Source organism: Bacillus sp. Au-Bac7, from assembly GCF_021341655.1.
Taxonomy (GTDB): Bacteria; Bacillota; Bacilli; order Bacillales; family Cytobacillaceae; genus Niallia.
Genome location: NZ_JAJTTG010000001.1, coordinates 359,348 through 383,863, shown reverse-complemented (window position 1 = coordinate 383,863; position 24,516 = coordinate 359,348). Strand labels below are relative to the sequence as shown.

The following is a 24,516-nucleotide window of genomic DNA, read 5'->3' as shown; positions in this document are numbered from 1 at the left end:
ACCCTATTGGTTCGAACATAAAACAACATGTTCTTAACTAGGCAGGAGATCGCTTGCTTATTTCTTGCTGGAAAAATCCATTTGCCAGCTGAAATAATCATTATCCTCATTTTTGACATACTTTAATACAGCGTCAAATTTATTTCCTTTTTTGCTTGTCAGTCCTTTAACTTCTGCTTCCCCTTTTTTAAGCAGTGACTTCACCATTGTTTTTGTCGGTTTTTTCTTTAATGCTGCCAAAAACTTGTCATTCTTCCAGATTACAAACTTACAGCCTTGTTTCCAATTGCTGCAGCCGTAGCCTTTTTGCCCCTCGATTACTTTATGACCGCAAACAGGACACGTGCCAAGATTCTCTATGGTTTTTTTTGTATACGAAACCTCTTGAATGGTAACAGCTTGTTCCCCTTTAATCTTTTCAACGGAATTTCTAGTGAATTCACCAATAAGCTGCAAAAATGCGCTTTTCGTGTATTTACCTTTTTCAATATCATACAGAGACTTCTCTAACCGACCTGTGAAATCGAGGTTAAACAATTCCTTGATTGGGAATGTTTCAACAAGTGTCTTGCCTAAGTCGGTGCAGTTAAGGTTCTTCCCTTTTGCCTCTATATAGCCGATAGCCTTTAGCTTCTTAATGGTCTCTGCACGGGTGGCAGGTGTTCCGATACTGAACCCGCTTAAAATGGAAACGACATCTTCTTCCGTATCGCCTGAAGTATCGAAGTTTTTTCCGCATGTTTCCATTAAGCGCAACAGTGTTTTTTCGGTATGCTCCTTTGGTGCCTGTGTCGTATGAGTAGTTGTTTCCATCTTTTTAATGTCCACTTCTTCTCCTTTGCTTACAAATGGAAGAAGGACATCCTTTGACTTGATGTTCTCCGCTTTTTTCCATCCTTCAACAAGCTGCACTTTGCCTTTTGTATGAAACACACCGTTTAAATTTGCATCTAACACTTTTGTGACAATTCTCGTTTCTTCATATTCAGCAACAGGCATGAATTGCATCAACAGCCTTGTTCTAATTGCTTCATATACTTGCTCCTCATCCTTAGTCAGCTTCTTTGGAATAAGATAAGTTGGTATGATGGCACTATGGCTTTCGACTTTTTTATTATCAAAAACTCTTTTGGATGCATAAAATTTAATATCGTCTTTATACGGTAAGTTCGCTGAAATGGCGCTGACTACCTTTGCAGTTTTGCCGATCAAGCTTTCCTCTAGTGCCATACTTGCCGTCCTTGGATAGGTTATATACTTCTTTTCATAAAGACCTTGGGCCACCTTCAATACTTTATCTGCAGTCCAGCCTTTATATTTGCTCGTAATATACCCTTGCAGATTAGACAAGTTGAACAACAACGGAGGATACTCTTTCTTTTTCTGGACGGTTTTGTCTGCCACAACAGCCTTCTTTCCTACTATTTCCTGTTGTATTTGCTCGAGTTCTGCCTTTGTTTTAAACTTGTCCTCTTTGCCGACAGTATAAATGCCTGTGTATTTTCCTTCAGCAGCTAAGAATGTGCCTTGAAGCTTAAAATAATCCTCTGGCACAAATTCGCGAATTTCTTTATCTCGATCATAGATTATTTTTAAGGTTGGAAGGAGGACGCGGCCAATATTAAGGGCTTTTCCTTTCCCCTTCTGATATTTCAATGTTGTAACAGAGGTAAGATTAATGCCGATGAGCCAATCCGCCCATTGTCTGCTCACACCAGCATCCTGCAATGGCCTCATTTCACTGTTTGACCTGATTTGCTGTAAACCGTTCAATACTTCATCCGGTGTCCATTCATTCAGAAGCAGTCGGTAAACTTCCTTGTCTGTCCGAAGATTATAAATTATACTGTCTCCGATAATCTGCCCTTCCCGATCATAGTCGCAAGCCGATATAATCGCGGTGACATCTTTTCTTCTCATAAGCTGATGGATAATCCGCAGCTGTTTTTGCGCACCACTATCAGGCTTATCTCGGTTACGAGGGTCACTTTTTACTTTATATTTAAAGTTCTCCGGTATAAACGGGAAGTTTTCCATCTTCCATGTTGCCATCTTTTCATCATAATCTTTTGCATCATTCAGCTGCAGTAAATGTCCGAATGCCCATGTAATAATATAGCCATTTCCTTCAAAATAACCGTCCTGCTTGGTTTTTATTTTTAATGCATCTGCAATATTTTTTGACACAGATGGTTTTTCAGCAAGTATTAACTTCATGTTATCACCTTTTTTATATGCTTAGCCTTGAGCTTTTTGCTATCAAAACAAAAGATTCTCCTAAACATCTCATTTTCTCTAAAGAGACAAGCATGTTCAGGTAGAATCTTTTTCATTTCTATTATATCAATTATAAGCTACTTTGAGTGATTTTTTCACTTTCAAATACTGTTCAAGCTCTTTCAGCACATTATAGAGCTGAGCCTGTTCTACAAACAAATCCCAATCCTGCGGCAATGCTTGCATCCTTATTTCTTCCTCTAGCTTTTCAAGCTTGCTCAAGAAAAGCTGTGCTGTATTACCAGGATGTATGCAAAGACTCAGTTCTTCCAAAAAATTAGCAATCGAATGGCGCTGTTCCGGAAGCCTGTTTACTGTCGTTACCTTCGCGAAAAGTCCTTCTATTATTTCTAGCTGTTTTTCCCTAATTGTAAAATACTTATAATAATAGTTTTCTTTTCGGGTAAAATGATTTTCAACATCCCTGTATGCAAGCGACTTGGCAATCTGTACTTCCTTCGCTGTTTGCATCAGCTTCAATTTATAATCGAAAGCTGACTCATTAGAACGCAGGAACTCAACCATCCCTTGAAGCATTTCCTGAAAATCCTTTTCAATCTTCTGCTGGTATACCTTCATTTCCTTGTCGAGGCTCGGCATATAGCTGTTGACTAACAGCGCTGCGCCAATTCCGATTACAATGAGCATGAACTCATTTTGAATGACATCCCAGTTCATATGGCCATTTGAATAGATATGAAGGATGATGACAGTGCTTGTTACGACGCCTTCATTTACTCTCAGCAAAACAGTTGCAGGGATAAATAACAGGAGTAACAGTCCAATCGCATACGGTTTATAACCAATCAGCTCAAAAAACACGTAGGAAAACGGAATCGCAAGCATGCATGCTATGAATCTCGCAAAAGCGCTGTGCAATGATTTCTTTTTAGAATTTTGCACACAAAGAATCGTAATGATAGCAGAAGATACGAAAAAATCAAGGCTGCATAATTGAGCAACGGTAATTCCCAAACTTACAGCAACAGCAGTCTTGAAAGTACGGTAGCCTATTTTATATTTTTTTAGAGATTTTATTAGCATTGGTCAATCACAACCTGTAACTAATAGATCATCCTGTAAAGAAACCAACTTCCCATTAATTGAAATTTCATCTCCAGTTTTCACAAACAATGATACTACACAACCGCTGAATGGAACTCCGATCTCCTTCAAATCTCCTTGATCGGTTTCGATTGTCAAAATTGTTTCCCACTCATAAAAGTATGCTTTTTCCTGAACAAAAACCTTCTTGACTGTTCCAGCAAACGGACTCAATATCACTTGATCTTCCTTAGAAATTTCATAATACGGACTTTGACTGTTCTTTACAATCGTTTCAATCATTTTTTAAAATCTTCCCTTGTAAATTTTTTGCTCCATTGGTTTGATGGACGAGCATCTAATCCAGAAAAAATAAGTCTTTTTATCATGTTAATAAAAACACATTTTCACCGACATTTCAATGGTTTCCCTCCTATTTCCACATGTTTTTTTTATGATAAGCCTTTCATTTTTATCCATAAAAAAAACCGGCCTTTTACCGGGGGGTGACTGATGAAAAACTTTGTTATAAAAGCAGCTTTTTCTTTGTGCAATAAAGGGAGCTATAGTGTCTTCGGAATTCCTCACAAATTTGAGTAGGAGTCTCCAATCAATCTTCATTCACGAACAGGAATTTTGTTCCTTCTAGAAAGATTCCTCTTTGCCTGGTTCAAAGCCGTATTTTTTGATTTGCTTTTCTGTTTGTACATACCATTTATCCCTTTCAACAATATTGGAGACCGTCAATATAAGCGAAGGGATTTTTTCTACCATAAATACAATTAATCCGATATTTTTGTTCATAATAACAAAGGATTCACCGTGAGAAAAGGTGGTCAGCTCCTTGCCTAATTGAAGGATGCTTTTGACAATAGCCTGCTTGCTTTCATCTTCCAATACAATATTAGGCGAAAAACGCAAAATCCAGTTAGCATTTTCAATCGAAAATCGATACATACTTGTCACCTTCTTTTATTGTCTTCGCAAAAAAGCATAAAAGCAGACAACTGTCTACAGCTGTCCTATTATAAACAAATCCTTTTTACTTATCATTATATGGATATGTTGTAAAAGATGATTTATGTACTTAAAAATATTCTTTTACACTAATATTCACAAGAAAACAAGCACTGTCGTGTATCCGTTTTCTTTTGTTTCGAGCTCAAAAATACTTTTTATGAAAAAACTCTATGAAACCTTGACTCTACTGGGTTAATCGTGTATATTATAGACATCATTTAACAAAATTCTGAAAAATTACTTTCTATTATTATTTTGTTCTATGAGAATATTTATTTTTCAGCACTAATGTGTCTTGAAAGGCTTAGGAGGAAACTTAACATGCAAAACGGTAAAGTAAAATGGTTCAACAACGAAAAAGGCTTTGGATTCATCGAAGTTGAAGGTGGAGACGATGTATTCGTACACTTCACAGCTATCCAAGGTGACGGTTTCAAATCACTAGAAGAAGGTCAAGAAGTTTCTTTCGAAATCGTTGAAGGAAATCGTGGACCTCAAGCTGCTAACGTAGTTAAACTATAATAAAAACTTAGAGCAACAATATCCAAGAGCTGGCATTTTGTCAGCTCTTTTTATCTTCCTCTTTATAATTTCCTGCCAGCATATCTCCGAATTTTTTTATTTCTAAGCCGACAGTACATTCTGAAATACAAAAACGGTGTGCCTGCCTTTTACCTTTTTCTATTTTGTTATGCTCATATAAAAAACAGCCTTTACAATAATCATTTATAAGCTCTTCTGCTTGCAGCAGCCATTTTTTTCTATCCGTCACAAGGCATTCTCTCCTCTTTCTAACATGATTGGCATGCAACATGTACGTTAAATTATTTGCATTTTGCTATAAATCCGCTTCTCTTCAAGAGCTTGGGTAGCCAATTTATCCGCCTCTTTATTTTCATTGCGGCCAATCGGTGTATATTTAGCATTTATTTTCATATCAGAAAGCTTTTTTTCAATGCGGTCAAGCCACTTGTTTAGAGCTTCTTCGTAGCATGGCCACTCTCCTGACAGCTGATTTAAAACTACTTGTGAATCACCTTTAAATTCACATGTTGCTCCTTTGACTTCTAATTCTTCCAACAGATTCAAGGCGTGATAAAAAGCAGCGTATTCTGCTTCATTATTGTTTTCCATATCATGAAATAATTCGTTAGCCCGAATGCGATATTTTTTTTTGCCTTGGTTGAAATAAAGGATAACTCCAAGCCCAGCTGTGTTTGTTTGCTTTCGATACCCGCCGTCAAAATAAATGACAAAATCATGGGGCTCCTCTTCCACTTCAGCATTCAGCTTAATAAGCTCCTTCAAGCTCCATTCCGTTCCATTTTCATCATAGTAAGTCAAATCAACGCCTTTTTTGTTTTTCTCCATATCTTCCCCAATTAAAATGGCTGTGCTTTGTGCCATCCAGTCAGAGGTGAAATAAACCTCTTCTTTTTTTAAGCGGTATTTGTATTCAAGCTTATATTTCATCTAAAAAGCGCCCCTTCTATATTAGATTCTATTCATTAGAAATGTTACGGTATAATAAAATGGTTACTAAGTTAAAATCCATATAAAATAATGTTATGTAATTTGGCTAACTTTTATAGCTTAAAGCTCAAGTCCACTGTGAATAATAATACCAGATAATTTGGAGGTTTAGAAATGATAGAAGTCTACATCGATGGTGCAAGTGCTGGAAATCCTGGTCCGAGCGGTGCTGGCATCTTCATTAAAGGGCATGGGAGCGCCGAAAAATACTCTGTGCCGCTTGGGTCTATGAGCAATCATGAGGCAGAATACTATGCGCTGATTCACGGTCTTAAGATCTGTTTAGAAAAGAACTATCGGACAGTCAGCTTTCGGACAGACTCTGAGCTTGTCGACAGAGCTGTAGAAAAAAGGTTTGCTAAAAACAAAAAATTCTCTCCCCTTCTCGAAGAAGCACTTCTTATGGCAGATGAGCTAGACTTATTTTTTATGAAATGGATTCCAAGTGCGGAAAATAAAACAGCGGATGAATTAGCCCGACTGGCAATACGCAAAAATAATCCGAATGATATGCAAAACTCATGAGGTTAAGATTCTTTTCTTGCTGTCGCTAATATTGCAACTCCCTATAGCTAATCCTTTTGAGTAGAATAATCTAAGTAAAAAACCCCCTATTATAGGGGGAATAGCTGTTCATCCTTCAAGTATGTTAATGCTTCTTTTCTTGTTGTCACCTGCGCTTTTACAAAGCGTTCTAGAAGTGACATATAAAAGCTGCCATCAAAATGCTTCTGGATTTTAAGGGTGCATTCAATAGCTGTGTTAATTAACTCATCTGCTGCATTTGTATAAGCTTTTCCGAAGTAAATAAAGCCAACCGCATCTTCCCCGAACGAAAAGCCTTTGCTTTCTAAAAACAGCAAATACTCTTCAACTGTCTTCACCTTTCGCCCAATCCTCCCGAATTTCATCTTATTTCCATGTTACTTTATTCTTCGACATATTTCTATCTTTTTTTAGTACTATATGCCCTAATGTTCCCATCAAAACGCCCAGTAGAGCGCCTCCAACCACTTCCTCTGGCTGATGGCCAAGCATTTCTTTTAAGCGTTGCGGCTGCTTTTCCTCAAATGGAACCTTTTCATCTGTTTTCAGCTTTTCCATCAAGTCTCCCAAGTCATTGACTTTCAGTGTCAGCTCTCCAGTCTGGCGCCTGATTCCTTGTGCGTCATACATAACAATTAGCCCGTATACAAGTGATAAGGCAAAATCAATGGTCGGCACGCCTCGTCTTAATGCAATAAACGTCGTTAAGGATGATACTCCAGCAGAATGGGAGCTCGGCATTCCGCCAGTTTGGAAAAACAGGCGGTTATCCCATTTTTTTGTTTTTACATAATGAATGGGAATTTTCAAAAATTGAGCCAATCCGATGCTTGTTAAAGCAATGTAAACACCTTTGTTCATATCGTCACCTCAAGATTAGTTTTCATGAAATATGTTTAGATTATTCCATCCTGCAAATACTACAAATGATTATTTATTACCAAATGGTCGATTCCAACATAAGCAGGGGGTGAAATTTCATGAGCAAGGATAGAAACAGAGGCACAGCAGCAGGCGGCGTAAATCCGCAAGGCTATGGACAAGATGCTGATCAGACGCCTGCACCGAAAAGCAAGCTGGAAAACGCGGCAAAAAAGAAAAACACAAAATAAAAAACAGGACCGTACATACGGTCCTGCTACTATTCTCCTTATGCGAGAGCCTCGTCTTTTTTCTGAACGAGACGATCAAAATGCTTGAATTCTAATTCTCTGAACTTGGCAATTGCTTTATCTGGAGTGATTTGATACAGACTTTCCTCAAGAAGACAGTCCACTGGCACATCACATTTAATTTCTGCCAATGTTCTGCTGAGATGGAGCATGTCCAAATCTGCTTCAATTTTGGCACGCTGACCTTTTGTCAGTGAAACAAGATTCTCTAATATTCCTTCTATGCTTGCATGACTCTGAAGCAGTTTCAAAGCTGTTTTTTCTCCAATCCCTTTTACTCCCGGATAATTATCGCTCGTATCACCCATCAATGCCTTCAAGTCAATCATCTGCTTAGGCTGAATCCCTTTTTCCTCATAAAAACTATCTGGTGTATGCACTAAATAATTGCCATATCCTTTTTTTACAAGAGCTACTGAAATATGATCATCAAGCAGCTGCAGAATATCTTGGTCACCTGTTAATATCGTTACATGAGCTGACCCCTTCATTTTTTTGGCAATTGTACCGATGCAATCATCTGCTTCAAAACCGACAACACCTATATTGGGAATATCAAAGCTTTCCACCACTTCTTTAACAATATTAAATTGCGGCATCAATTCTACTGGTGCTTCCGATCTGTTCGCTTTATAGTCAGGATACATTTCCGTCCGAAATGTTTTGCTTCCCATATCCCAGCAAACTGCAACATGTGTTGGATTAAAATGGTCTACCGCTGTAAAAAAATGTTTAACAAACCCGTGGATTGCATTTGTTGGTAACCCCTTTGAATTTATCATAAATTGCCCTGTAACAGCTGTTGCAAAGTAAGCCCGGAACAATAGGGCCATTCCATCAACTAGCAGCAGGGATGGCTGTTTTTCTGTATTCAAATAGATCGCTCCTATTCATTTAGTCTACTCTATTATAACAGAATTCCAATCAAATTTAAGCTAGTGCGTTTTTCCATTGACAAGTGAGCACAAAAAAGGATAATCCTGCGACTATCCTTTTTTGTGGTCTTTTTTTATTTTAAAACGTCAACCTTGTTATCATCATAGGAAATCCAATCACTGAAGCTGCCCGGATATAGGGACACATTTTTAAATCCAGCTGATTTCATCGCAAGATAGTTAGGAATTGCGGTTATGCCTGATCCACAATACACAATATACTGCTTTTTTTCGTCCAATTCAGTGAAGCGCAGCTTTTGCTGCTGTGCATCTTTAAATCTTCCATTCACTAAACCATCTGTCCATACTTTATTGATTGCACCCGGGATATGCCCGCTTTTTTTGTCAATCGGCTCTATCTCACCTGTAAATCTTTTATGCTCTCTTGAATCAATTAATACTGTCGCATCACTTGGCTCACGAACGAAAGCTTTAACCTCTTCATAAGTTGCTGCCATACTCCTATTCACATCAGGAACAAAATGTGATAATTCATAAGCAGGAATCTCTGCTGTAATGGGGCCGCCAATCTCGAGCCATGCCTGCATTCCCCCGTTTAATATATATACATTTTTATGTCCCATATAGTTTAAAAGCCACCACAGTCTTCCTGCAAATGCACCTTCTTTGTTGTCATAGGCGATAACAGTTGTATTATTACTAATACCTGCCTGTGCAAGTTTTTCTGTGAACAGCTCCACATCTGGAAGCGGGTGTCTGCCCCCATGCTCTTTGACTGGTCCTGACAAATCTTTTTCCAAGTCGAAATACAGACTGCCAGGAATATGATCAGACTCATACAGTTTCTGTCCTTCATCAGGATTTGCCAGACTAAAGCGGCAATCAATAATTCTTAAATTTGGACTGGACAAATTTTGCACAAGCCAATCTGCCTCCACTACAAACTCCATCTGGTCTTTCCTCCTTACCTACTGTTAGCATATGTTAATACATTTCTGTCTTTAATTGCTTGCAGTGCATTTTTCATGTTAATACGGGTTGCTTCGTTTTGGAACAGCTCTGCTTTCCCACTGTAATATTCCTCCATTTGTCTGTGGAGGGTTTGAACCATTGCTTGTTTTTCTTCTTCCAAACAGTCATTAAAATAATTAAATAGCCGCTCTTTTTCTGTTTCAAAAAAAGTATAGCCTTCGCTTTCGATTACGGTTTTTATTTCTTCGGCAAGGTATTTTCTGTCTCCTTTTTCAAAGAAAGCTTTCGGGTTTTTATAATAAGATAATGCTTTTTTAAAAAGCGCTCTGTCAAATGTTCTAAATGGAGCCAGATGGGTTAAAACATCTTCCAATCTTTTTGTATCATCAAGCTGCAGGATGATTTCTTTATTTTTTTGGCGAATGCTTTTAATCGACTGTTCAAAAAGTTCTTTTCTTTGCGCATAAAAGTAATTCTCACTTCGTAAATTGACTGCCCTCAGCTCTTGCTCCACTTCATGGCTAAGCTGCATAAGGAAATCATCCAACGCTTTTTCTCCTTCCTGTTTTCGGCTTTCGCCTTTAAGCAGGCCAGGGTGGAACGCTTCTTTCAGCCAATCATTGAACTGCAGGAATATTCTCTGTTTTAAGTAATGAACCTGCTCATCTATTTCTGCTTTCAGCTTTTTATTTAAATAAGAATGCTTCTGTTGAACAAGGAGGGAGCGAAGTTCTTGTTCTTCCCTTTTCCACCGCTCCATTTGCTCCTTTTGCTTCTCATGCTCTGTTTCAGATGTCAGGATGAAGTCCTCCAACATATGTATGCCAGCTAAACAGTCTGCTTCTGCTGCTTTCAGCATAAATGGAAGCCATTCATCCTCAATGAATTGGAGCAGACTCGCTTTAAAATGTTCCATTTGACCTTTATATGGTTCATCACCGCTAAAGAGACTGGAAACTGGGAAAATACGCGGATTTCTAATTCCATAATGCTCGAGCTGTTCATAAAGATAATCAAAGACAAGATCTAATTCCTCTTGATCCTTAGCCAAGTCAATAGCGTTCATAATAAAAAACATCTTATCCTTCTCAAAAGAATCTTTCATTCTTCCTAATTGAAGCAAAAAGGACCGATCTGCTTTAGCAAACGCGTGATTATAATAAGATAAGTACAGGATAGAATCAGCTGCCTTCATGTATTCAAAGCTTAGCTCACTATGCCTTGTATTAATGGAATCTCCGCCAGGCGTATCGACTAATACGATGCCTTTTCTTGTCAAACTGCAGTCAAAGTACACATCAATTTTCGCAATAAAGCAAGATACAGCTTCAACCGATACATAGTGCTCCAGTTTCTTCATATCCTCTGTTGTGACCGTACCTAGTGATTCTTTACGTGCTTTATACCCTTCAGAAAAAGCATCTAAATAGCGAAAGTGACTCGCCGAAGACGGAGATTTTGCTTTTTTGATATTTCCGATGGCAAGCAAAGCTGCTTGCAAAGACTCGGCTTTTTCATGAAACACTTGCAGATAATCTTGAAGCTCACCTAATATCTCACTCTCGCTTTTCCAAAAGACAACCATTTTACCATGCTGATTGTTTCTATCAACAGGGAGGATGCGGTTAATGGCTGCTGTCATCGGATTAGGCGACACTGGCAGTAAAGGATGTCCAAGCAAGGCATTAGCAAATGACGATTTCCCTGCAGAGAAAGCACCGAATAAGCAGATGGTATATTGTTTATTGCGAATGGTATCTGCTCTTCGCTCTAGATTGCGGACAACCTCCTTAAAACCTGTTAATCCTGTTAATGCTTCAGAAACAAATGCAAGCTGTTCTATCATTTCCTCCGGCTTCGTTAATACTGTTTCTGTTTTAGGCCGGACTTCCGCCTGTCTTTTTCTTTGAGTCGGTTGTGCTGCATTGACAGGATTTATTTGCTGGACAATCGGCTCTGCTGGCTTTTCAATCAGCTGCAAATAATGAGGCTCTTTATCTTCTCGCCGCTCCTCCATCAGTTCTGTCAAGCGGTTTTTCCATGTATCCCAGCTTGTGTTTATTTCAGCAATTTTCTGTTTTGCTTCTAGTAAGGTTTCGAGGTTTTGCTGTTGTTCTGCCAAGGCAAGCTCCTCTTGTTTTGTGAGCTCATCCTGCTCGCTTACTAAGATAGAAAACAGCTTAATCGCTTCTTTTTTTACATTGCTTTTTATGTAATCTTCGACCTCTTCACAATAGCGGAGCAAATATGTTTCTGACATTTGTGCATTTGGGTTCACAAGTGATTGCAGAGCTGTCATTTCCAAAATAAACATAGATTCTGTCATATATTGCTCTTTAAATGCACCTGCATCACCGCCCACTTTTCCGGCAATAGAACTAAAAAATTCTGTCATTGGGCCGAGCAGCTGTAACTGGACTGTTTTAACCAAAACTCCATGAAATTCTGATAATCTTTTTTCCTGTTCGTTTTTGATTTTTTGTTTGCTGGAGAAAAGTCCAAGCTTAAATTTCTTATCTTTGGAATTCAAGTAGCTTTCTGCAAGCTCTCTATTTGCATAAGGCATAATATACGCATTTTTTATAATAGAAAGAAACTCAGCTTCCCACTCTGCCTGCTGCTCCTTACGACTGACTAGACGTTGAAGCTTCAGGTTAAGATTCTCCATTTCAAGCTCTAATTTTTCTATTTGCTCCTCGCTTATTGCCGCAAGAGGCAGGCTTGCTGCTTCCAGGTTTTTCTTTTTCCGTCTTGTCATTGTATTGCTGTGGTCTGTTTTTATTTTTAAAAACGATTGATCTGCAGAGGCTTCTGCTAAGGAATGTTTATTTGCTATTTTCTCTGCTATATATTGTTTCAGCATGCTTATTTCATTTTTATTTTTGTCCATGTCTTTGATGGAAGTGTAGAATATCTTCTCAGGCACTGCCCCACTAGATATAAAAGCATGCTCTACACTTTGCTTAAATGCTTCAAAAGAGATTTCTTCTTCTCGGTGCTTATCAATCTGATTGATAATTAAAACAAAACTTTTCCCGCTGTCTACAAGCTGTTTCGTAAATTCGATATTAATTTCAGACTGAACATGATTATATTCTACGACATAAAAGAGAACATCTGACAGATGGATGCTTGATTCTGCTGCAAGCATATGAGCTTTATCAATACTGTCAATTCCCGGTGTGTCGACAAAGACGATATTGGCTGATAATTCGATATCGCTTACATTTAAGGCAACACCATTAATTAACTCCTTGTTATTCAATTGGCTGTCCACTAATTTTAAGTCTGTGCAATTGGGAAATAACAGAGGCGAGCCTTCTGTGAAATCAACTCTAACAGAGTCTGCTCCATGTTTTACCTTGATTTTATGAGCTGTAGTGGGAATAGGACTGCTCGGTAAAAGACTCTTGCCCATAAGTTCATTTATTAAACTTGATTTGCCGGCAGAATAATGGCCGCAAAAGGTAAAAATAAAATCTCCTTCATGGATCTTATTAATTAAATCCTTTACCTTTTTGCTAGCTGCAGGATCATTATAACTAGCAAGAAATTGATAAAATTCAGTGAGGTGGTTTAGTTGAAAAATGGTTGTAGGAAGCATGATTAACTCCTTTTACTTTGGTGATTAGTTTCATTTTAACCATTTTCAACATTGGAATAAAGAAAATATTTTGAATTTTACACATAAACCGAGAAAATTTGAGGAAATTTGCGAATAAAACTAGCATATCGGAGAAAAAATAACTGCAAAGCAAATATGTATTTATTTTGAGTGAGCAGATGGGGATACGTTTTTCAGAACATATTTCATAACAGATAAGTAACCGACTGCTGCAGCAGCAATAAGAACTGCGATCATAGTTGAACACCTCTTTTCTAAATGAGAGCGATTTTCAAATTCAGTTACATTTTAACATTAATGATAATCATTTTCAATATGGAGGACATTGTTTTTTTTACAATATAAAAAAATTCCTCTAAAAAGAGGAATGAAATGTTTTGAAGGATGTTGCTGTGCATCTTTATTATAAAATGCCTGCTTTGAAATTTCATTGTAAATAGTATCCAGTACTCGTGAAAACAAGCAGGAGTATAAGCCTATATTAGTTAGGAAAATATAACCACGCTATTTTTTCCGTAAATTCCAAATTTACTTATCCAAATTTTATTTAAACTATGATAAGATGTTGTTAACTACAGTATGGGGGAATGAATTGTGACAATCACGCGAAGTGCAACAGAAATATTAAACGGGACTATTGAATCAGTTAAAAACGTAATCCCCTTTGAATTAAGTATTGATAAACCTACTTTAATCACGGCACCTTACCAGCAAAAATCATTAGGTGTTTTAATCGGTTTAACAGGTGATTTCCGTGGAAGAGTCATTATAGATGGAAACCAGGAAGTATTCGGAAAGATTGGCGAAGCGATGTTTGGAATGGTGCTGGAAGGAGAAATGCTTGATTCTTTCTCTGGAGAGCTTGGCAATATGATCGCTGGAAATCTTACTACATTTGTTTCTAAAAATGGGATTGCTATGGATATAACTCCTCCGACCGTGTTGGTGGGAGAAACGAAAATGTATGGCTTTGACAAGGCCCTTAGTTTAAAAGTGACACTTGCTGACACAGGCACTATTCACATCATTTTAATGCTTGAAGTGTAAGTTTTCGATAACAAAGAGATGGCAATTACTAGTCAACTCTTTGTTATTACAGTAATTCACTCATTTTCCTTCTGGCTTTGCACCTCTATCTTAATCTTGTTCTCAACCTTCATTCCGCAATGAGGGCATATAGTGCTCTCTTTATAAAGAATGAGGCAGTGCTTGCAATAATAATGTTCCATCAATTATCACATCCAGTTTATTATCTCTAACAGTATATTTATAAACAGCGCTTTTCGTGCATGCAAGCATACTTTCCCTTTAAAATAGAGGAAAGAGCAAGGAAATATTCCTTGCTCTTTTTTGTTTACAGCTTATAAACATTTGAGTACTTGTCATAAAGATATTGTATTAAATACTGTGCGTTTAGCCCTTCGCCTGTTACATCATTTAAAATTTCAAGCGGTTTTTTTGTTTTTCCGAACTGATGAACTTTTTCTTTGAACCATTGCTTAATCGGCTCAAGCTCGCCTCTTTCTAAAAGCTCGTCAAAGTTAGGAAGATCTTGGAGAAGTGTTTCTTTAAATTGAGCTGCATACATATAACCTAAGGCATACGATGGAAAATATCCGAAGCTTCCGCCTGCCCAATGGACATCCTGCAGCACTCCTTCCCCGTCATTTTTTGGCTCAATTCCTAAATATGACTTGTATTTCTCATTCCACACTTTCGGAAGATCTGCTACTTTCAGTTCACCGTTAAACAAGGCCTTCTCTATCTCGTAGCGAATGATAATATGCAGTGGATATGTTAATTCATCTGCTTCAATCCGAATAAGTGATGGCTTCGATTCATTGATTGCACGATAATAGTCTTCTACATCAACTTGATCAAACTGGCCGTCTGCATATTCCTTCAGCAAGGAATAATTTTTCTTCCAAAACGAAGCGTTTCGTCCGACAAAGTTTTCATAGAATAAAGATTGTGACTCATGGATACCCATCGAAGTTCCTGTACTAAGCGGTGTTCCGACAAGTTCCTCCGAAATATTTTGCTCATACAGTGCATGCCCAACTTCGTGCACAGTTCCAAACACAGCTACCCGAAAATCTGATTCCACATATTTAGTCGTTATGCGCACATCTCCTGGGTTTATGCCTGTAGCAAAAGGATGAACCGTTTCATCCAGGCGGCCTGCATCAAAATCATAGCCAATTTGCTTTAACAGCTCAAGGCTAAACCCATGCTGTTTGTCTTTTGGAAAGTGAGCGAACAAAAAGCTTGTTTCTGGTTTGTGCTGTGACTTGGCAATTTTTTGTACGAGAGGCACAATTTTTTCTCTTAACTCAGCGAAAACTTCGTCTAATATATGTACTGTAATACCTGGCTCATACATATCAAGAAGAACATCATATGGCGTGCTGTCATAGCCCCAATAATCGATGAATTTTTTAGTTGTTGCTACTAATTTTTCCAAGTAAGGCTCAAATAAAGAAAAATCTGACTTTTCTTTCGCCTCTTCCCAAACGCTTTCTGCTTTCGATTGAAGCATCACATATTCTTTAAATTCACTCGGAGGAATCTTTTTGTTCCGGTCAAATTCCTTCTTCATTTCTTCCACTGTTTTTTTCGTGACATAAGATAACTCATCTTGAACACTTGCATCAGATAATTGATTTAAATATTGTTCTAGCTCTTGCGAAACAGACAAATTAAATGCTTCTGCAGACAATGTGCCGACTACCTCTGTGCGCTGATCAACACCCTTTTTAGGTGCGCCTGTGCGCAAATCCCAATAAATGAGGGCCAAGGCCTCGTTGTATGCACCAATTTTTTTTATATAGGCTAAAAAATCCTGTTCTATTTCTTTAATATTGCTCAAATTTACTTCTCCTCCTTATCTGAAGCCCTCTGATTTTATTCAAAGCGTTTTCTGAAAACTATCTTACCATATTTTTCTTTCGAGGAATATAAGGGATGCTTATGTATAAATATAAAAAAGCAGTTCTTTTTTCAAGAACTGCTTAAAGTATTTATATATATGCAGGTTCTACCGGCAACGCTGCAACTACTGCATCTTTCACTTGCTTCTGCTCTTCTTTGTCCATAAGGATATGGATATGACCGCTGTCCTCATTTGTACGGATTAATCGTCCAATTCCCTGTCTTAAGCGAAGAATCATATATGGCAAATCTACTTCTGTAAATGGATCTGCTGCATTTTCACGCTTTGATTTATAAACAGGGTCATTTGGAGGGAATGGTAAGGAGTAAACAAATACATTCTCTAATGAACTTCCTGGCACATCCAGACCTTCCCATAAGTTAACAGCACATAATATAGACTCTTCTTCATTTTGGAATTTAGAAACAAGGCCGCTGATTTCTCCTTCTCCTTCAAAATAAATCGGAAGGGTGAAATCCTTTGGCAAGGCTGTCTTAAACTTCGCTAAGTCTTCCTTGCTGTTAAACAGCACAAGCGATCTTCCGCCAGCGGCAACTAGCTTCTCGATTACATAATCTTTCTTCAAATCTGTATCATCATGATTATATTCTGTCATGATTACATTCATGTTTTCGTCATAATCAAACGGAGACTCCACAGAGAAGGATAAGAACTCTTTAGCTCCTAAGCTGTTTGCCATATATTCAAATGACTTGTTATCCGATAATGTTGCAGACGAGAAGATAATCGGCTTGTTTTGGCTGAAAACATCTTCCTTCATAATATCTTGTACAAGTCTTGGCATAATTACAAGTGTCCGCTCTCCGTCATGCTCTTCAAACCAAATAATACCGTTCATTTCTCTTAAGAATAAGTGCAGGGAATGAGAGATTTGCTCCAAGTATTCTTCTACTACTTTCAAATCATACTCGTTAATAACATACATCTCACTTTCAAAGACTAGTTCTTCCTCCAAATCAGAGATTAGACCTGCAAGTCTTCGGCCTTCTTTCATAACAGTATCAGTCTTTTTGATTTCCTGCTTGTCCGAACCTTCTGTTTCAAAAGAAGCATTCGTTAATGCAGCAAAAAATTGCTCGTTTTGATAGATTGTATCTTCTATAATATTTAATGTTTTTTCTCTGACATCATTGGCAAGCAGCTTAGTAAGTAGCTTTTCCAAATTTTGTTCTGTCAAGCGGTATGTCAATGCTTTTTGGGCTGCATATTCCAACAGATGACCCTCGTCAAATACGACACAGGCGCTATCTGGCAACAGTGGCAATTGACCTTCTCTTTTTCTTGATTCCTTTGTCCAAATATGCTCCATGTAAAAATCATGAGAGCAGATGATTAAATCCTTGGCATTACGATAGTAATCTCTATGCAAAGTTTGGCCACAACGGTGGCGCTTATCGCATGTGAAGCAATCCTGCATGGAATCCCATGCCACGCCGCCCCAATCTTCATCTGTCAAGTCAGGGTAATCCTTTCTGTCCCCGTATGGCGCAAATGACTGGAGTGAACCACTGCCGTGAACAAAGTCAGGTAATGTATCATAAATAGAATTATACGTGTCCTCAAACGTTATTTTTTGATCTAGCTTGTTCAAGCAAAGATATTGGTTTCTTGACTTCGCCAGACGGACATCAATTTTCAGTCCTAATGCCTGCTCCAGTTTGGCGATATCGCCTTCCTTTTTAACAAGCTGTTCGATTAACGTTTCATCAGAGCATGCGATGATAGCAGGCTTGTTCACATATCGAGCATAGCAAATGCTGTACAGTAAATACACAAAGGTTTTGCCTGTGCCAACGCCAGCCTCTGCAAATATTGTCTTTTTCTCCTTGAACGCCTTTTCAAGCTGATAAGCCATAAACACTTGCTCATCGCGAAGCTCATAGCCGGCCTCTGGAAGGATGTCATAAAAAACATCCCCAATCCATTCCCCTAATTTATCGTAAAATGATTCTGTTTTTGAAACCTCAAATGGCATGCTGTTTTGCATGATACCCCTCCATAAAATGAAATACGAGACACTCCTCACTTGACTAAAAGGAAATTTCTAAAATTATTATGCCAAGGCTTGAAGAAGTTTGCCTCTATTAAAAACTTACGCTTATCGAAATGAATGCATTTATTTATAATAGGCAATTCCAAATAAACATGCAAGAGAAAAGAGGGCCGCCAACCGCAAGCTAGGCCCCCTCTTAACTTATTGCTCTAGTATGAAAAGAGCCTCACAAAAAAAGAAAAGACAGCATCAAGTTATTCCTACTTGATGCTGTTTGATAACGAAAAATTCATTGCCTGCTTAACGGATTGCTGTGCATCTATATAAGTTTGAAGCAAATCTTCTTCGATATCTTCATTTTTAACTATGTCTAATGACTGGTTAATGGCATGCAAAATTTTTTCATAATCGATCGTATTGTCCATCATTATAAATCCCTCCACACAAAACTATATAGACTTATATATACACATGTTGAAGGGATTTTATACGCTTTTGGTTTGTCTCTTTTATGCTGATTATCGTTTTCTTCTGCCCCAGTACTACTTGATGAAGCCGTTGACTGCTCTTTGTTAGTTTTTGATCGAAATGTGGGCTTTTTACCAGTTCAACCCGATTATCTGCTTCCCAATTCCTTCATATTATATTATGGTTTTATAGAGGTGTAAACAAATACTATTAAAATCTAATTTTTCAGGTTTAATACCTGCAACAAAGAAGTTATGTTAATAGACATTTCTAATAATGGTTTAGGATGCTTAAAGGGCTTCCTATTATCTTTACCATAATAACCATGTTTCACCTTAAATGTACTTATTTAATTTAATGTGGTATGCTTATCCGTAAGCACTTTAAATAATTTTAGTAAATTACTTGTATCTCTACTATTACTTGTGGTAGGTGTTAATACCGAAAAAGGAGATCAAAATGAAAACTAAAGCTAAAATTATAGGGACAAAGTACAATACGGACTATATACGTCCTAGATATGGTGTTAAACTTGAAACACTTGAAGGTAAGTTTTTAATTATCGATTTTGATTACACGGAAACACCTAAGCTGAAAAGCTATACGCCACGCAGTGTGTATTATGATGGGAAAGACTATGGTTCCAAGCTATCTTGGTACACAAAAGCAGTGGAAAATATGACAGTTCAGAAGTTCTTAGCTAATATTGCGGATAAACTGGATAAAAAATATTTACCTACGTTAAGTAAATAATATAAATATTAAAGACTATGCCTATTTTAAAGTGTAGTTATGAACGGCTATCATTAGCCGTTTTTTTTATTGATTTATAATAAGAAGAGAATGAAAAATACCAAATACGCTTATAAAACTACTCTTTAATATTTATTTTTACGAACAAGGCTTATTCCCTTCTTCGCTGTACGAATACATATCATTTTATTTAACAGTTTAATGTCTGCCACATTTGAAATATGTTGTATAGTACAGCAAGTCAAGAATAAGCCCAAATTCCTCCTATATATGGTTAATTCATGCAGAAAGTTCCCACACTAATTAATAACTCTTTAGGACCCTTAATATATAAAGGTTAATCCCGTTTTCTTCTGCCCCAGTACTGATAATAATCTGTTTTGATGAAGCCGTTGAAGAGCTTGCGCTTCTTCGTTGCTTTTTTGCCGTATTGTTCTTCAAATTCTTCATCTGATGTCAGCATGTAAATGGACCATGTTTCAAGCGGTTCGAATGCTTGTCCCATTTCACGGTACATCCTTTGCACTGATGGCTTGTCGCCTAAACGCTCTCCATACGGAGGGTTGCCAACAATTACACCATTTTCCTTAGGTGTTGTAAAGTCTCTTACTTGCATTTGCTTGAATTGGACTAAATCACCAAGTCCAGCCTCAAAAGCATTTTCCTCGGCGATTTTGACCATTTTATGGTCAATGTCAGTGCCTGTTATGTCAAGAGGCTGATCATAGTTTGCCAAGTCTTCTGCTTCCATTCTCACTTCATCCCATAGCTTTGCGCTCATCCAATCCCATTCCTCGGATAAGAACTCACGGTTAAAGCCAGGAGCGATATTCTGCCCGATTAAGGCTGCTTCTATCGGAATCGTGCCAGATCCGCAGAATGGATCGACAAATGGACGGTCTGGTGTCCAGTTTGTTAGCTGTATCAAGGCTGCTGCAAGTGTTTCTTTAATTGGCGCTTCTCCTTGTCCAGTCCGGTAGCCTCTGCGGTGTAGTCCGTGCCCAGATGTATCTATTGTTAATGTAGCTACATCTTTTAATATACTGACTTCTAGTTTGAACAGTGGGCCATTTTCTTCAAGCCAGCCTGTTTTTTTATAATGTGTACTCAAAGATTGAACAATCGCTTTTTTGACGATTGCCTGACAGTCTGAAACACTGAAAAGTTTTGATTTTACTGATTTTCCTGCTACTGGAAATTGAGCGTTTACAGGAAGATAGTCATGCCAGTTCAATGCCTTTGTCTTTTCAAACAATTCATCAAAGGTAGTTGCCTTAAACTCGCCGACAACAATTTTAACTCGGTCTGCTGTCCGCAGCCACATATTGCTTCTTGCGATTGCTTTTTCATCACCTTTGAAATGCACTTTGCCGTTATCTACCGTACACTCGTAGCCAAGATCTCTAACCTCTTTCGCTACAATTGCCTCCAGCCCCATTGCAGCTGTTGCAACCAATGAATATTTTTTCATACTTTCACCTATTTTCTAAAAAATAACTAATTATGTATATCACTTATTATGTCCATTTGGCATCTGCCATTATCATTTATCTTCAAATAAAAAGATGACCTTATGTTTACCTGATTGAAACAGAGTAAACATCAGAGTCACCTTGTGCTATTTTTATCATCATAATGTAATCAACATTAACGCTTTATAAGCCATGTTCTGTTCCTTTGTACTGTAACGACCTTAAAGGCCTCGTATAAAGGCGGTAATCATCTATCTACAGATTATAAATCTGTCCTTCTCCTCGTTTAGTTCCTCAGAGAAAGTTCCCCTACCAAAATTTGGGTTTCTCGCTCGCGGGGTTTACCTCGTTCCACCCTTTTCATTTCTGAAAAGGCTCCGTCACTGTGGCACTTTCAAGGTATTCATGCCATATCCTATAAGGACTTAGGCATTTTCCCTGCCGTCAGCATAAAATATGCTGCCCTAGCTTATTTTTTGGCTAGGCACGAACACTACAGGCATCTCAGCCTGTGCGAGCATGGACTTTCCTCTACAAACAATGTTTGCAGCGATTACCAAAGCGTTGTTATTGATACATTTGCTATTATAGTATGTCCAGCTGATAATAGCAATAGCAGATTCTGGATTTTCTAATTCATTTCAAATCAATCATATAGCTTGCTTCCAAATACATGCTTTTCCAGATTGGAAAGTCTTTTTAAAATATCAAAGTTAGTTGTGCCCGCAGTAGTTGTTGGCGCCTGCGGTCTTTTGGAACTTTCGTCAACCTGTCTTTTTAAGCGCATATTCTCCTGCTGCAGCTCTTCAATTTCTTGATGTAATGTTTCATAATCCTTTATAACCAAGTCTAAAAATTGGTCTACTTCTTCTGGTTTATATCCTCGCATTGCCGTTTTAAATTCCTTCTCGAGAATATCTTTTGCCGTTAACTTAATCTTATCTGATAGCATCATATTCCGCTCACCTCAGTCAATTGCCGTATTAAATTAATTTTTCCAGACATTTAGCGATTTGTCAATTTTTCTAGAAGAAGTCTTTATTAAATTCTTCTTCCTCCACAATTGCCTGCAGATCATAAAAACTGATTAATCGAATGTCGTAATCATTTCTTTCCTTATATTGTACTGCAAGTTCGTATAAATATTTAGGGTTTCCCGTTTTTTCTGTATCATAAAACAGCAGTAATGCATCGCTTTTTTGCAAAAGAAATACATTTTTCATCCGAAACTGGTTCGGACTTTCGTATTCTTTTTTTGATACAGAGTCGACATAGTCTGCCTGCATCAATATTTCTTCATACCATTCTTTATTTTCTTCCTTCCAGCTTTGCTCCTGATTTAAAAATGGGGTGACTACTCCAAGCTTTAGTTCAGGATGACCATTTAACTGCAAATCATAGACGACCTCCGCCGCCCAAAGCTCTGTTCCCAACTGACCGCTGATGAGCACCCATTCAAGGCCCTCCTCAAGCAATTGTTCCAGTTCTTTTCTTATCGCTTTTTTTATGTATTCTACAGCAGGGTCATTTTTTTTAAACAGACCAATTTCGAATGGCTTATATCCTGAAATAGCAGCTACTTTCATTTTGTCCATTCCCTTGCCTATAAACTTCTTATTTTTTCAGTTCATGTTTAACCTTAACTAATCTATTTCTGTTCCTTTTAAAAAATGACCTTTTTATTTGCAAAATATTGTAAAAAAATAACCTTAACCTTCCTTAAGAAACATTATAAGCATTTTTGGCAAAAAGAGAAATTTTTTTCCCTCACTTCATATCAAATGGCTGCCGAGTAAGGAATCGGCAGCCACGGATTATTAATAATTATTATCTTCTAGGAAAACCGCCTGGGAAACCACCTGGTCCTCCTGGAAAACCGCCTTGGCCACCTGGGAATCCACCTGGTCCTCCTGGCGCTGCTCCAGGATAAGCTAATCCAGTAGCTGTAAATGGTACGCCACCAGGTTGTGCAGGTTGTTGAGGCACCGGAAACGGAACTGGCGCTGGCCCCATATTTGCTTGCGTATTTGTCACCACATTCTGAACAGATTGTGTGTGCGGGAAATAATGCTGATGCTCATAATTCACGTGATTTACCGTCGTTGTATGGGATGGGTGAATATGAGGAACAATATTGTTTTGGAACGTGTTATTTACACAGCATTTCGTTGGGTGTACAACAGCAGGCAGTACATTAGGTTTGCAATGCATATTAAAATCTCCTCTCCATTCTTTAAGTTTTATTATCTTACAGTAACAACTTATGTTGGGAGAGGTAATCTTGTACTAATACAAACACCTAAATTTCCACTCTTTTTAAAGCTTATAATAATGCGTATAAATTTTCTTTTAAAGATGAAAATAAAATGGCTGTCAGGCAAACGACGACAAAAAACATGAACATTACAACTTTATACAACATGCACACTCCAATAACTCATAAAATAGGATAAACTTTAATCTTATCTTATTTTAATAGGAATGGGGCTGCTAGACAACAAGGTAAATAGTGGCTTTTTCAATTTCTAATTAGGCTAATATACCCATTTTCTTACACAAACGGTTTTTCCTCTTATAAACATCTGTCATAATTCGTGTATTTTCAGCAATTTTCGTGCCTTCTATCAATTTATGGGCACGGGTTGTATATTCTAATGCCTTTTTATATTCTTTTAATTTATGTTCATAAAGCTTTGCAGCCTCTATATAAGACTCATAAACTACTTTTTCATCTATTTTGCCTTCTGCTTTAATAATATTTTCCCAGAGGGTTTGTGCTGCATCATCATTTTTGTCTTTTTTGTATTGCTTTGCCAGCACAAATTGAGCCAGTAGATTCTCTTCCTCATTGCCATCCATAATCGTTTTCAGACTTTCAACTGCCTGTGTGCTTTCTCCAAGAGAAGCGTACCATCTGCCTACCTCATATGTTTCTCTTGCTGACATAGACTCATCCTTTTGCAATAACTGAAAGCTTAAATGCGTATAGAGGGTAATAAGGGAAAGAATGTCGATTTCATTATGCTTTAAAATTCCAAGCATCCCTTCTGGGTTTTTTCTTTCCACAAAATCAAAGTAAATCATCGGCGCGAGAAATCCAGGGATATCATCTTGCCTTTCGACACCGAGTACATCCTGCTCCACAATGGATAGCTTCGCTCTTTCCAACCGATGCTTCCACATTCTTCTAGCAGCATGATATAAATCAAAGTGGCCAAATTCCGGAAGCTTCGGCACATGCTCTCTTACAAATACATGTCTTGTCTTCACTTGCGGCCAATCAAAGGCTTTGCCATTATAAGTAACTAGTGTTGTATAATCAACATTTTCCAGAAAGCTTTTAAACAGCGGCACTTCAGAACCTGGATTTGGCAAAATATGCTGCTTAAGGACAATTTCATCCCCTTGCACTCTGGCATAACCGAGAATAAAGATGGTATTGCCAGTACCTCCCCCTAAACCAGTTGTTTCTGTATCAAAGAAGAACAAGTCTTCGGCCTGATGACCTTTTGCAGATAAGGGATGAGCATTATTTGTGTTATTCCATTCACTGACAGCTCCTAAAAAATCACGAAAGGCATAATTACCATGTTTATACTCAAGCGGATATCGAACCTCGCGAATAAGGCAGTAATTATCATCGACCCAATACGGCGCAACATTTTCATTAGTCCATACATCCATGAACGGTATTTCAGCTTGGCTTTTTGTTTCAGGGAGCCTTTTTTCACTGCTTGTTCCGCTAGTTAAATGTGGTTTTAAGCGTTGCAATTTATTTTTTATAGACATGAG

At 37.9% G+C, this 24,516-nt stretch carries 24 protein-coding genes and 1 other RNA gene; 5 read left to right on the top strand and 20 right to left on the bottom strand.

Annotation, left to right across the window (positions count from 1 at the left end):
- Window positions 1–57 precede the first annotated feature (57 nt).
- The 4 genes from LXM54_RS02035 to LXM54_RS02020 all read right to left on the bottom strand — a co-directional run bounded on the left by LXM54_RS02035 (window position 58) and on the right by LXM54_RS02020 (window position 4,278).
- Window positions 58–2,217 (bottom strand): type IA DNA topoisomerase, encoded by a 2,160-nt coding sequence (locus LXM54_RS02035; protein ID WP_233313424.1) that lies wholly within the window; start codon window positions 2,215–2,217, stop codon window positions 58–60.
- Window positions 2,218–2,343: 126 nt separating this feature from the next.
- Window positions 2,344–3,321, bottom strand: coding sequence for an aromatic acid exporter family protein (locus LXM54_RS02030; RefSeq protein ID WP_233313422.1), 978 nt, complete (start codon window positions 3,319–3,321; stop codon window positions 2,344–2,346).
- Window positions 3,322–3,324: 3 nt separating this feature from the next.
- Window positions 3,325–3,624 carry a hypothetical protein gene (locus LXM54_RS02025; RefSeq protein WP_233313421.1) on the bottom strand — a complete coding sequence of 100 codons (300 nt, stop codon included), beginning with the start codon at window positions 3,622–3,624 and terminating at the stop codon, window positions 3,325–3,327.
- 342 nt (window positions 3,625–3,966) lie between these two features.
- Complete coding sequence (locus LXM54_RS02020) at window positions 3,967–4,278, bottom strand: hypothetical protein (RefSeq protein WP_233313419.1); 312 nt, start codon at window positions 4,276–4,278, stop codon at window positions 3,967–3,969.
- A 384-nt stretch (window positions 4,279–4,662) separates the two neighbouring features.
- Between LXM54_RS02020 and cspD the strand changes: the two genes are divergently transcribed.
- A complete protein-coding gene (cspD, locus tag LXM54_RS02015; RefSeq protein ID WP_009791749.1) occupies window positions 4,663–4,863 on the top strand; it encodes a cold-shock protein CspD in 201 nt (66 codons plus the stop codon).
- Window positions 4,864–4,903: 40 nt separating this feature from the next.
- Here the strand turns inward: cspD and LXM54_RS02010 are convergent, their stop codons facing one another.
- Complete coding sequence (locus tag LXM54_RS02010) at window positions 4,904–5,113, bottom strand: zinc-finger domain-containing protein (protein ID WP_233313417.1); 210 nt, start codon at window positions 5,111–5,113, stop codon at window positions 4,904–4,906.
- A gap of 47 nt (window positions 5,114–5,160) precedes the next feature.
- On the bottom strand, window positions 5,161–5,814 hold the full coding sequence (locus LXM54_RS02005) for a reverse transcriptase-like protein (RefSeq protein WP_233313415.1): 654 nt from the start codon (window positions 5,812–5,814) through the stop codon (window positions 5,161–5,163).
- Window positions 5,815–5,988: 174 nt separating this feature from the next.
- Here LXM54_RS02005 and LXM54_RS02000 point away from each other — a divergent pair, with 174 nt between their 5' ends.
- Complete coding sequence (locus LXM54_RS02000) at window positions 5,989–6,399, top strand: reverse transcriptase-like protein (protein ID WP_233313414.1); 411 nt, start codon at window positions 5,989–5,991, stop codon at window positions 6,397–6,399.
- Window positions 6,400–6,488: 89 nt separating this feature from the next.
- Here the strand turns inward: LXM54_RS02000 and LXM54_RS01995 are convergent, their stop codons facing one another.
- Complete coding sequence (locus LXM54_RS01995) at window positions 6,489–6,758, bottom strand: DUF6123 family protein (protein WP_233313413.1); 270 nt, start codon at window positions 6,756–6,758, stop codon at window positions 6,489–6,491.
- A gap of 28 nt (window positions 6,759–6,786) precedes the next feature.
- A complete protein-coding gene (locus LXM54_RS01990; RefSeq protein WP_233313412.1) occupies window positions 6,787–7,281 on the bottom strand; it encodes a divergent PAP2 family protein in 495 nt (164 codons plus the stop codon).
- Between the two features lie 119 nt (window positions 7,282–7,400).
- On the opposite strand from LXM54_RS01990, the gene sspL reads away from it, so the two are divergent.
- A complete protein-coding gene (gene sspL, locus LXM54_RS01985; RefSeq protein WP_233313411.1) occupies window positions 7,401–7,532 on the top strand; it encodes a small, acid-soluble spore protein L in 132 nt (43 codons plus the stop codon).
- Between the two features lie 38 nt (window positions 7,533–7,570).
- Here sspL and LXM54_RS01980 read toward each other — a convergent pair whose 3' ends face one another.
- The 3 genes from LXM54_RS01980 to LXM54_RS01970 form a co-directional block, all read right to left on the bottom strand.
- Window positions 7,571–8,425, bottom strand: a complete 855-nt coding sequence (locus tag LXM54_RS01980; protein WP_233314725.1) for a 5'-3' exonuclease — start codon at window positions 8,423–8,425, stop codon at window positions 7,571–7,573.
- Between the two features lie 176 nt (window positions 8,426–8,601).
- The gene (locus tag LXM54_RS01975) at window positions 8,602–9,438 is read right to left on the bottom strand and encodes a sulfurtransferase (RefSeq protein WP_233313409.1); all 837 of its coding nucleotides are present in this window, start codon (window positions 9,436–9,438) and stop codon (window positions 8,602–8,604) included.
- 14 nt (window positions 9,439–9,452) lie between these two features.
- Window positions 9,453–13,064, bottom strand: a complete 3,612-nt coding sequence (locus LXM54_RS01970; protein ID WP_233313408.1) for a dynamin family protein — start codon at window positions 13,062–13,064, stop codon at window positions 9,453–9,455.
- 615 nt (window positions 13,065–13,679) lie between these two features.
- On the opposite strand from LXM54_RS01970, the gene LXM54_RS01965 reads away from it, so the two are divergent.
- Window positions 13,680–14,132: a chemotaxis protein CheX gene (locus tag LXM54_RS01965; protein ID WP_233313407.1), complete on the top strand. Its 453-nt coding sequence runs from the start codon at window positions 13,680–13,682 to the stop codon at window positions 14,130–14,132.
- Between the two features lie 307 nt (window positions 14,133–14,439).
- Here the strand turns inward: LXM54_RS01965 and LXM54_RS01960 are convergent, their stop codons facing one another.
- The 3 genes from LXM54_RS01960 to LXM54_RS01950 form a co-directional block, all read right to left on the bottom strand.
- A complete protein-coding gene (locus tag LXM54_RS01960) occupies window positions 14,440–15,954 on the bottom strand; it encodes a carboxypeptidase M32 (protein WP_233313406.1) in 1,515 nt (504 codons plus the stop codon).
- 151 nt (window positions 15,955–16,105) lie between these two features.
- Window positions 16,106–18,025, bottom strand: a complete 1,920-nt coding sequence (locus LXM54_RS01955) for an ATP-dependent DNA helicase (protein ID WP_233313404.1) — start codon at window positions 18,023–18,025, stop codon at window positions 16,106–16,108.
- 266 nt (window positions 18,026–18,291) lie between these two features.
- A complete protein-coding gene (locus LXM54_RS01950; RefSeq protein ID WP_233313403.1) occupies window positions 18,292–18,459 on the bottom strand; it encodes a hypothetical protein in 168 nt (55 codons plus the stop codon).
- A 499-nt stretch (window positions 18,460–18,958) separates the two neighbouring features.
- Here LXM54_RS01950 and LXM54_RS01945 point away from each other — a divergent pair, with 499 nt between their 5' ends.
- Window positions 18,959–19,252, top strand: coding sequence for a hypothetical protein (locus LXM54_RS01945; protein WP_233313402.1), 294 nt, complete (start codon window positions 18,959–18,961; stop codon window positions 19,250–19,252).
- 337 nt (window positions 19,253–19,589) lie between these two features.
- On the opposite strand, the gene LXM54_RS01940 is transcribed toward LXM54_RS01945, so the two are convergent.
- From LXM54_RS01940 to LXM54_RS01915, 6 genes are all read right to left on the bottom strand, one after another.
- Window positions 19,590–20,723, bottom strand: coding sequence for a THUMP domain-containing class I SAM-dependent RNA methyltransferase (locus tag LXM54_RS01940; protein WP_233313401.1), 1,134 nt, complete (start codon window positions 20,721–20,723; stop codon window positions 19,590–19,592).
- Window positions 20,724–20,905: 182 nt separating this feature from the next.
- An RNA gene (gene rnpB, locus LXM54_RS01935) (RNase P RNA component class B) lies at window positions 20,906–21,289 on the bottom strand.
- 81 nt (window positions 21,290–21,370) lie between these two features.
- On the bottom strand, window positions 21,371–21,676 hold the full coding sequence (gene gpsB, locus LXM54_RS01930; RefSeq protein WP_233314724.1) for a cell division regulator GpsB: 306 nt from the start codon (window positions 21,674–21,676) through the stop codon (window positions 21,371–21,373).
- A gap of 73 nt (window positions 21,677–21,749) precedes the next feature.
- On the bottom strand, window positions 21,750–22,310 hold the full coding sequence (locus LXM54_RS01925) for a DUF1273 domain-containing protein (RefSeq protein ID WP_233313400.1): 561 nt from the start codon (window positions 22,308–22,310) through the stop codon (window positions 21,750–21,752).
- A 241-nt stretch (window positions 22,311–22,551) separates the two neighbouring features.
- Window positions 22,552–22,935: a CotD family spore coat protein gene (locus LXM54_RS27845; protein WP_267913266.1), complete on the bottom strand. Its 384-nt coding sequence runs from the start codon at window positions 22,933–22,935 to the stop codon at window positions 22,552–22,554.
- A 318-nt stretch (window positions 22,936–23,253) separates the two neighbouring features.
- Window positions 23,254–24,513: a ribonuclease H-like domain-containing protein gene (locus LXM54_RS01915; protein WP_233313399.1), complete on the bottom strand. Its 1,260-nt coding sequence runs from the start codon at window positions 24,511–24,513 to the stop codon at window positions 23,254–23,256.
- Window positions 24,514–24,516: the final 3 nt, after the last annotated feature.

What these genes read in the sequence shown, in the direction of transcription:
- LXM54_RS02035 (WP_233313424.1), bottom strand. Translation starts at nt 2,217, where the DNA reads ATGAAGTTAATACTTGCTGAAAAACCATCTGTGTCAAAAAATATTGCA.
- LXM54_RS02030 (WP_233313422.1), bottom strand. Translation starts at nt 3,321, where the DNA reads ATGCTAATAAAATCTCTAAAAAAATATAAAATAGGCTACCGTACTTTC.
- LXM54_RS02025 (WP_233313421.1), bottom strand. Translation starts at nt 3,624, where the DNA reads ATGATTGAAACGATTGTAAAGAACAGTCAAAGTCCGTATTATGAAATT.
- LXM54_RS02020 (WP_233313419.1), bottom strand. Translation starts at nt 4,278, where the DNA reads ATGTATCGATTTTCGATTGAAAATGCTAACTGGATTTTGCGTTTTTCG.
- cspD (WP_009791749.1), top strand. Translation starts at nt 4,663, where the DNA reads ATGCAAAACGGTAAAGTAAAATGGTTCAACAACGAAAAAGGCTTTGGA.
- LXM54_RS02005 (WP_233313415.1), bottom strand. Translation starts at nt 5,814, where the DNA reads ATGAAATATAAGCTTGAATACAAATACCGCTTAAAAAAAGAAGAGGTT.
- LXM54_RS02000 (WP_233313414.1), top strand. Translation starts at nt 5,989, where the DNA reads ATGATAGAAGTCTACATCGATGGTGCAAGTGCTGGAAATCCTGGTCCG.
- LXM54_RS01990 (WP_233313412.1), bottom strand. Translation starts at nt 7,281, where the DNA reads ATGAACAAAGGTGTTTACATTGCTTTAACAAGCATCGGATTGGCTCAA.
- sspL (WP_233313411.1), top strand. Translation starts at nt 7,401, where the DNA reads ATGAGCAAGGATAGAAACAGAGGCACAGCAGCAGGCGGCGTAAATCCG.
- LXM54_RS01980 (WP_233314725.1), bottom strand. Translation starts at nt 8,425, where the DNA reads ATGGCCCTATTGTTCCGGGCTTACTTTGCAACAGCTGTTACAGGGCAA.
- LXM54_RS01975 (WP_233313409.1), bottom strand. Translation starts at nt 9,438, where the DNA reads ATGGAGTTTGTAGTGGAGGCAGATTGGCTTGTGCAAAATTTGTCCAGT.
- LXM54_RS01970 (WP_233313408.1), bottom strand. Translation starts at nt 13,064, where the DNA reads ATGCTTCCTACAACCATTTTTCAACTAAACCACCTCACTGAATTTTAT.
- LXM54_RS01955 (WP_233313404.1), bottom strand. Translation starts at nt 18,025, where the DNA reads ATGCAAAACAGCATGCCATTTGAGGTTTCAAAAACAGAATCATTTTAC.
- LXM54_RS01950 (WP_233313403.1), bottom strand. Translation starts at nt 18,459, where the DNA reads ATGATGGACAATACGATCGATTATGAAAAAATTTTGCATGCCATTAAC.
- LXM54_RS01945 (WP_233313402.1), top strand. Translation starts at nt 18,959, where the DNA reads ATGAAAACTAAAGCTAAAATTATAGGGACAAAGTACAATACGGACTAT.
- LXM54_RS01940 (WP_233313401.1), bottom strand. Translation starts at nt 20,723, where the DNA reads ATGAAAAAATATTCATTGGTTGCAACAGCTGCAATGGGGCTGGAGGCA.
- gpsB (WP_233314724.1), bottom strand. Translation starts at nt 21,676, where the DNA reads ATGCTATCAGATAAGATTAAGTTAACGGCAAAAGATATTCTCGAGAAG.
- LXM54_RS01925 (WP_233313400.1), bottom strand. Translation starts at nt 22,310, where the DNA reads ATGAAAGTAGCTGCTATTTCAGGATATAAGCCATTCGAAATTGGTCTG.
- LXM54_RS27845 (WP_267913266.1), bottom strand. Translation starts at nt 22,935, where the DNA reads ATGCATTGCAAACCTAATGTACTGCCTGCTGTTGTACACCCAACGAAA.
- LXM54_RS01915 (WP_233313399.1), bottom strand. Translation starts at nt 24,513, where the DNA reads ATGTCTATAAAAAATAAATTGCAACGCTTAAAACCACATTTAACTAGC.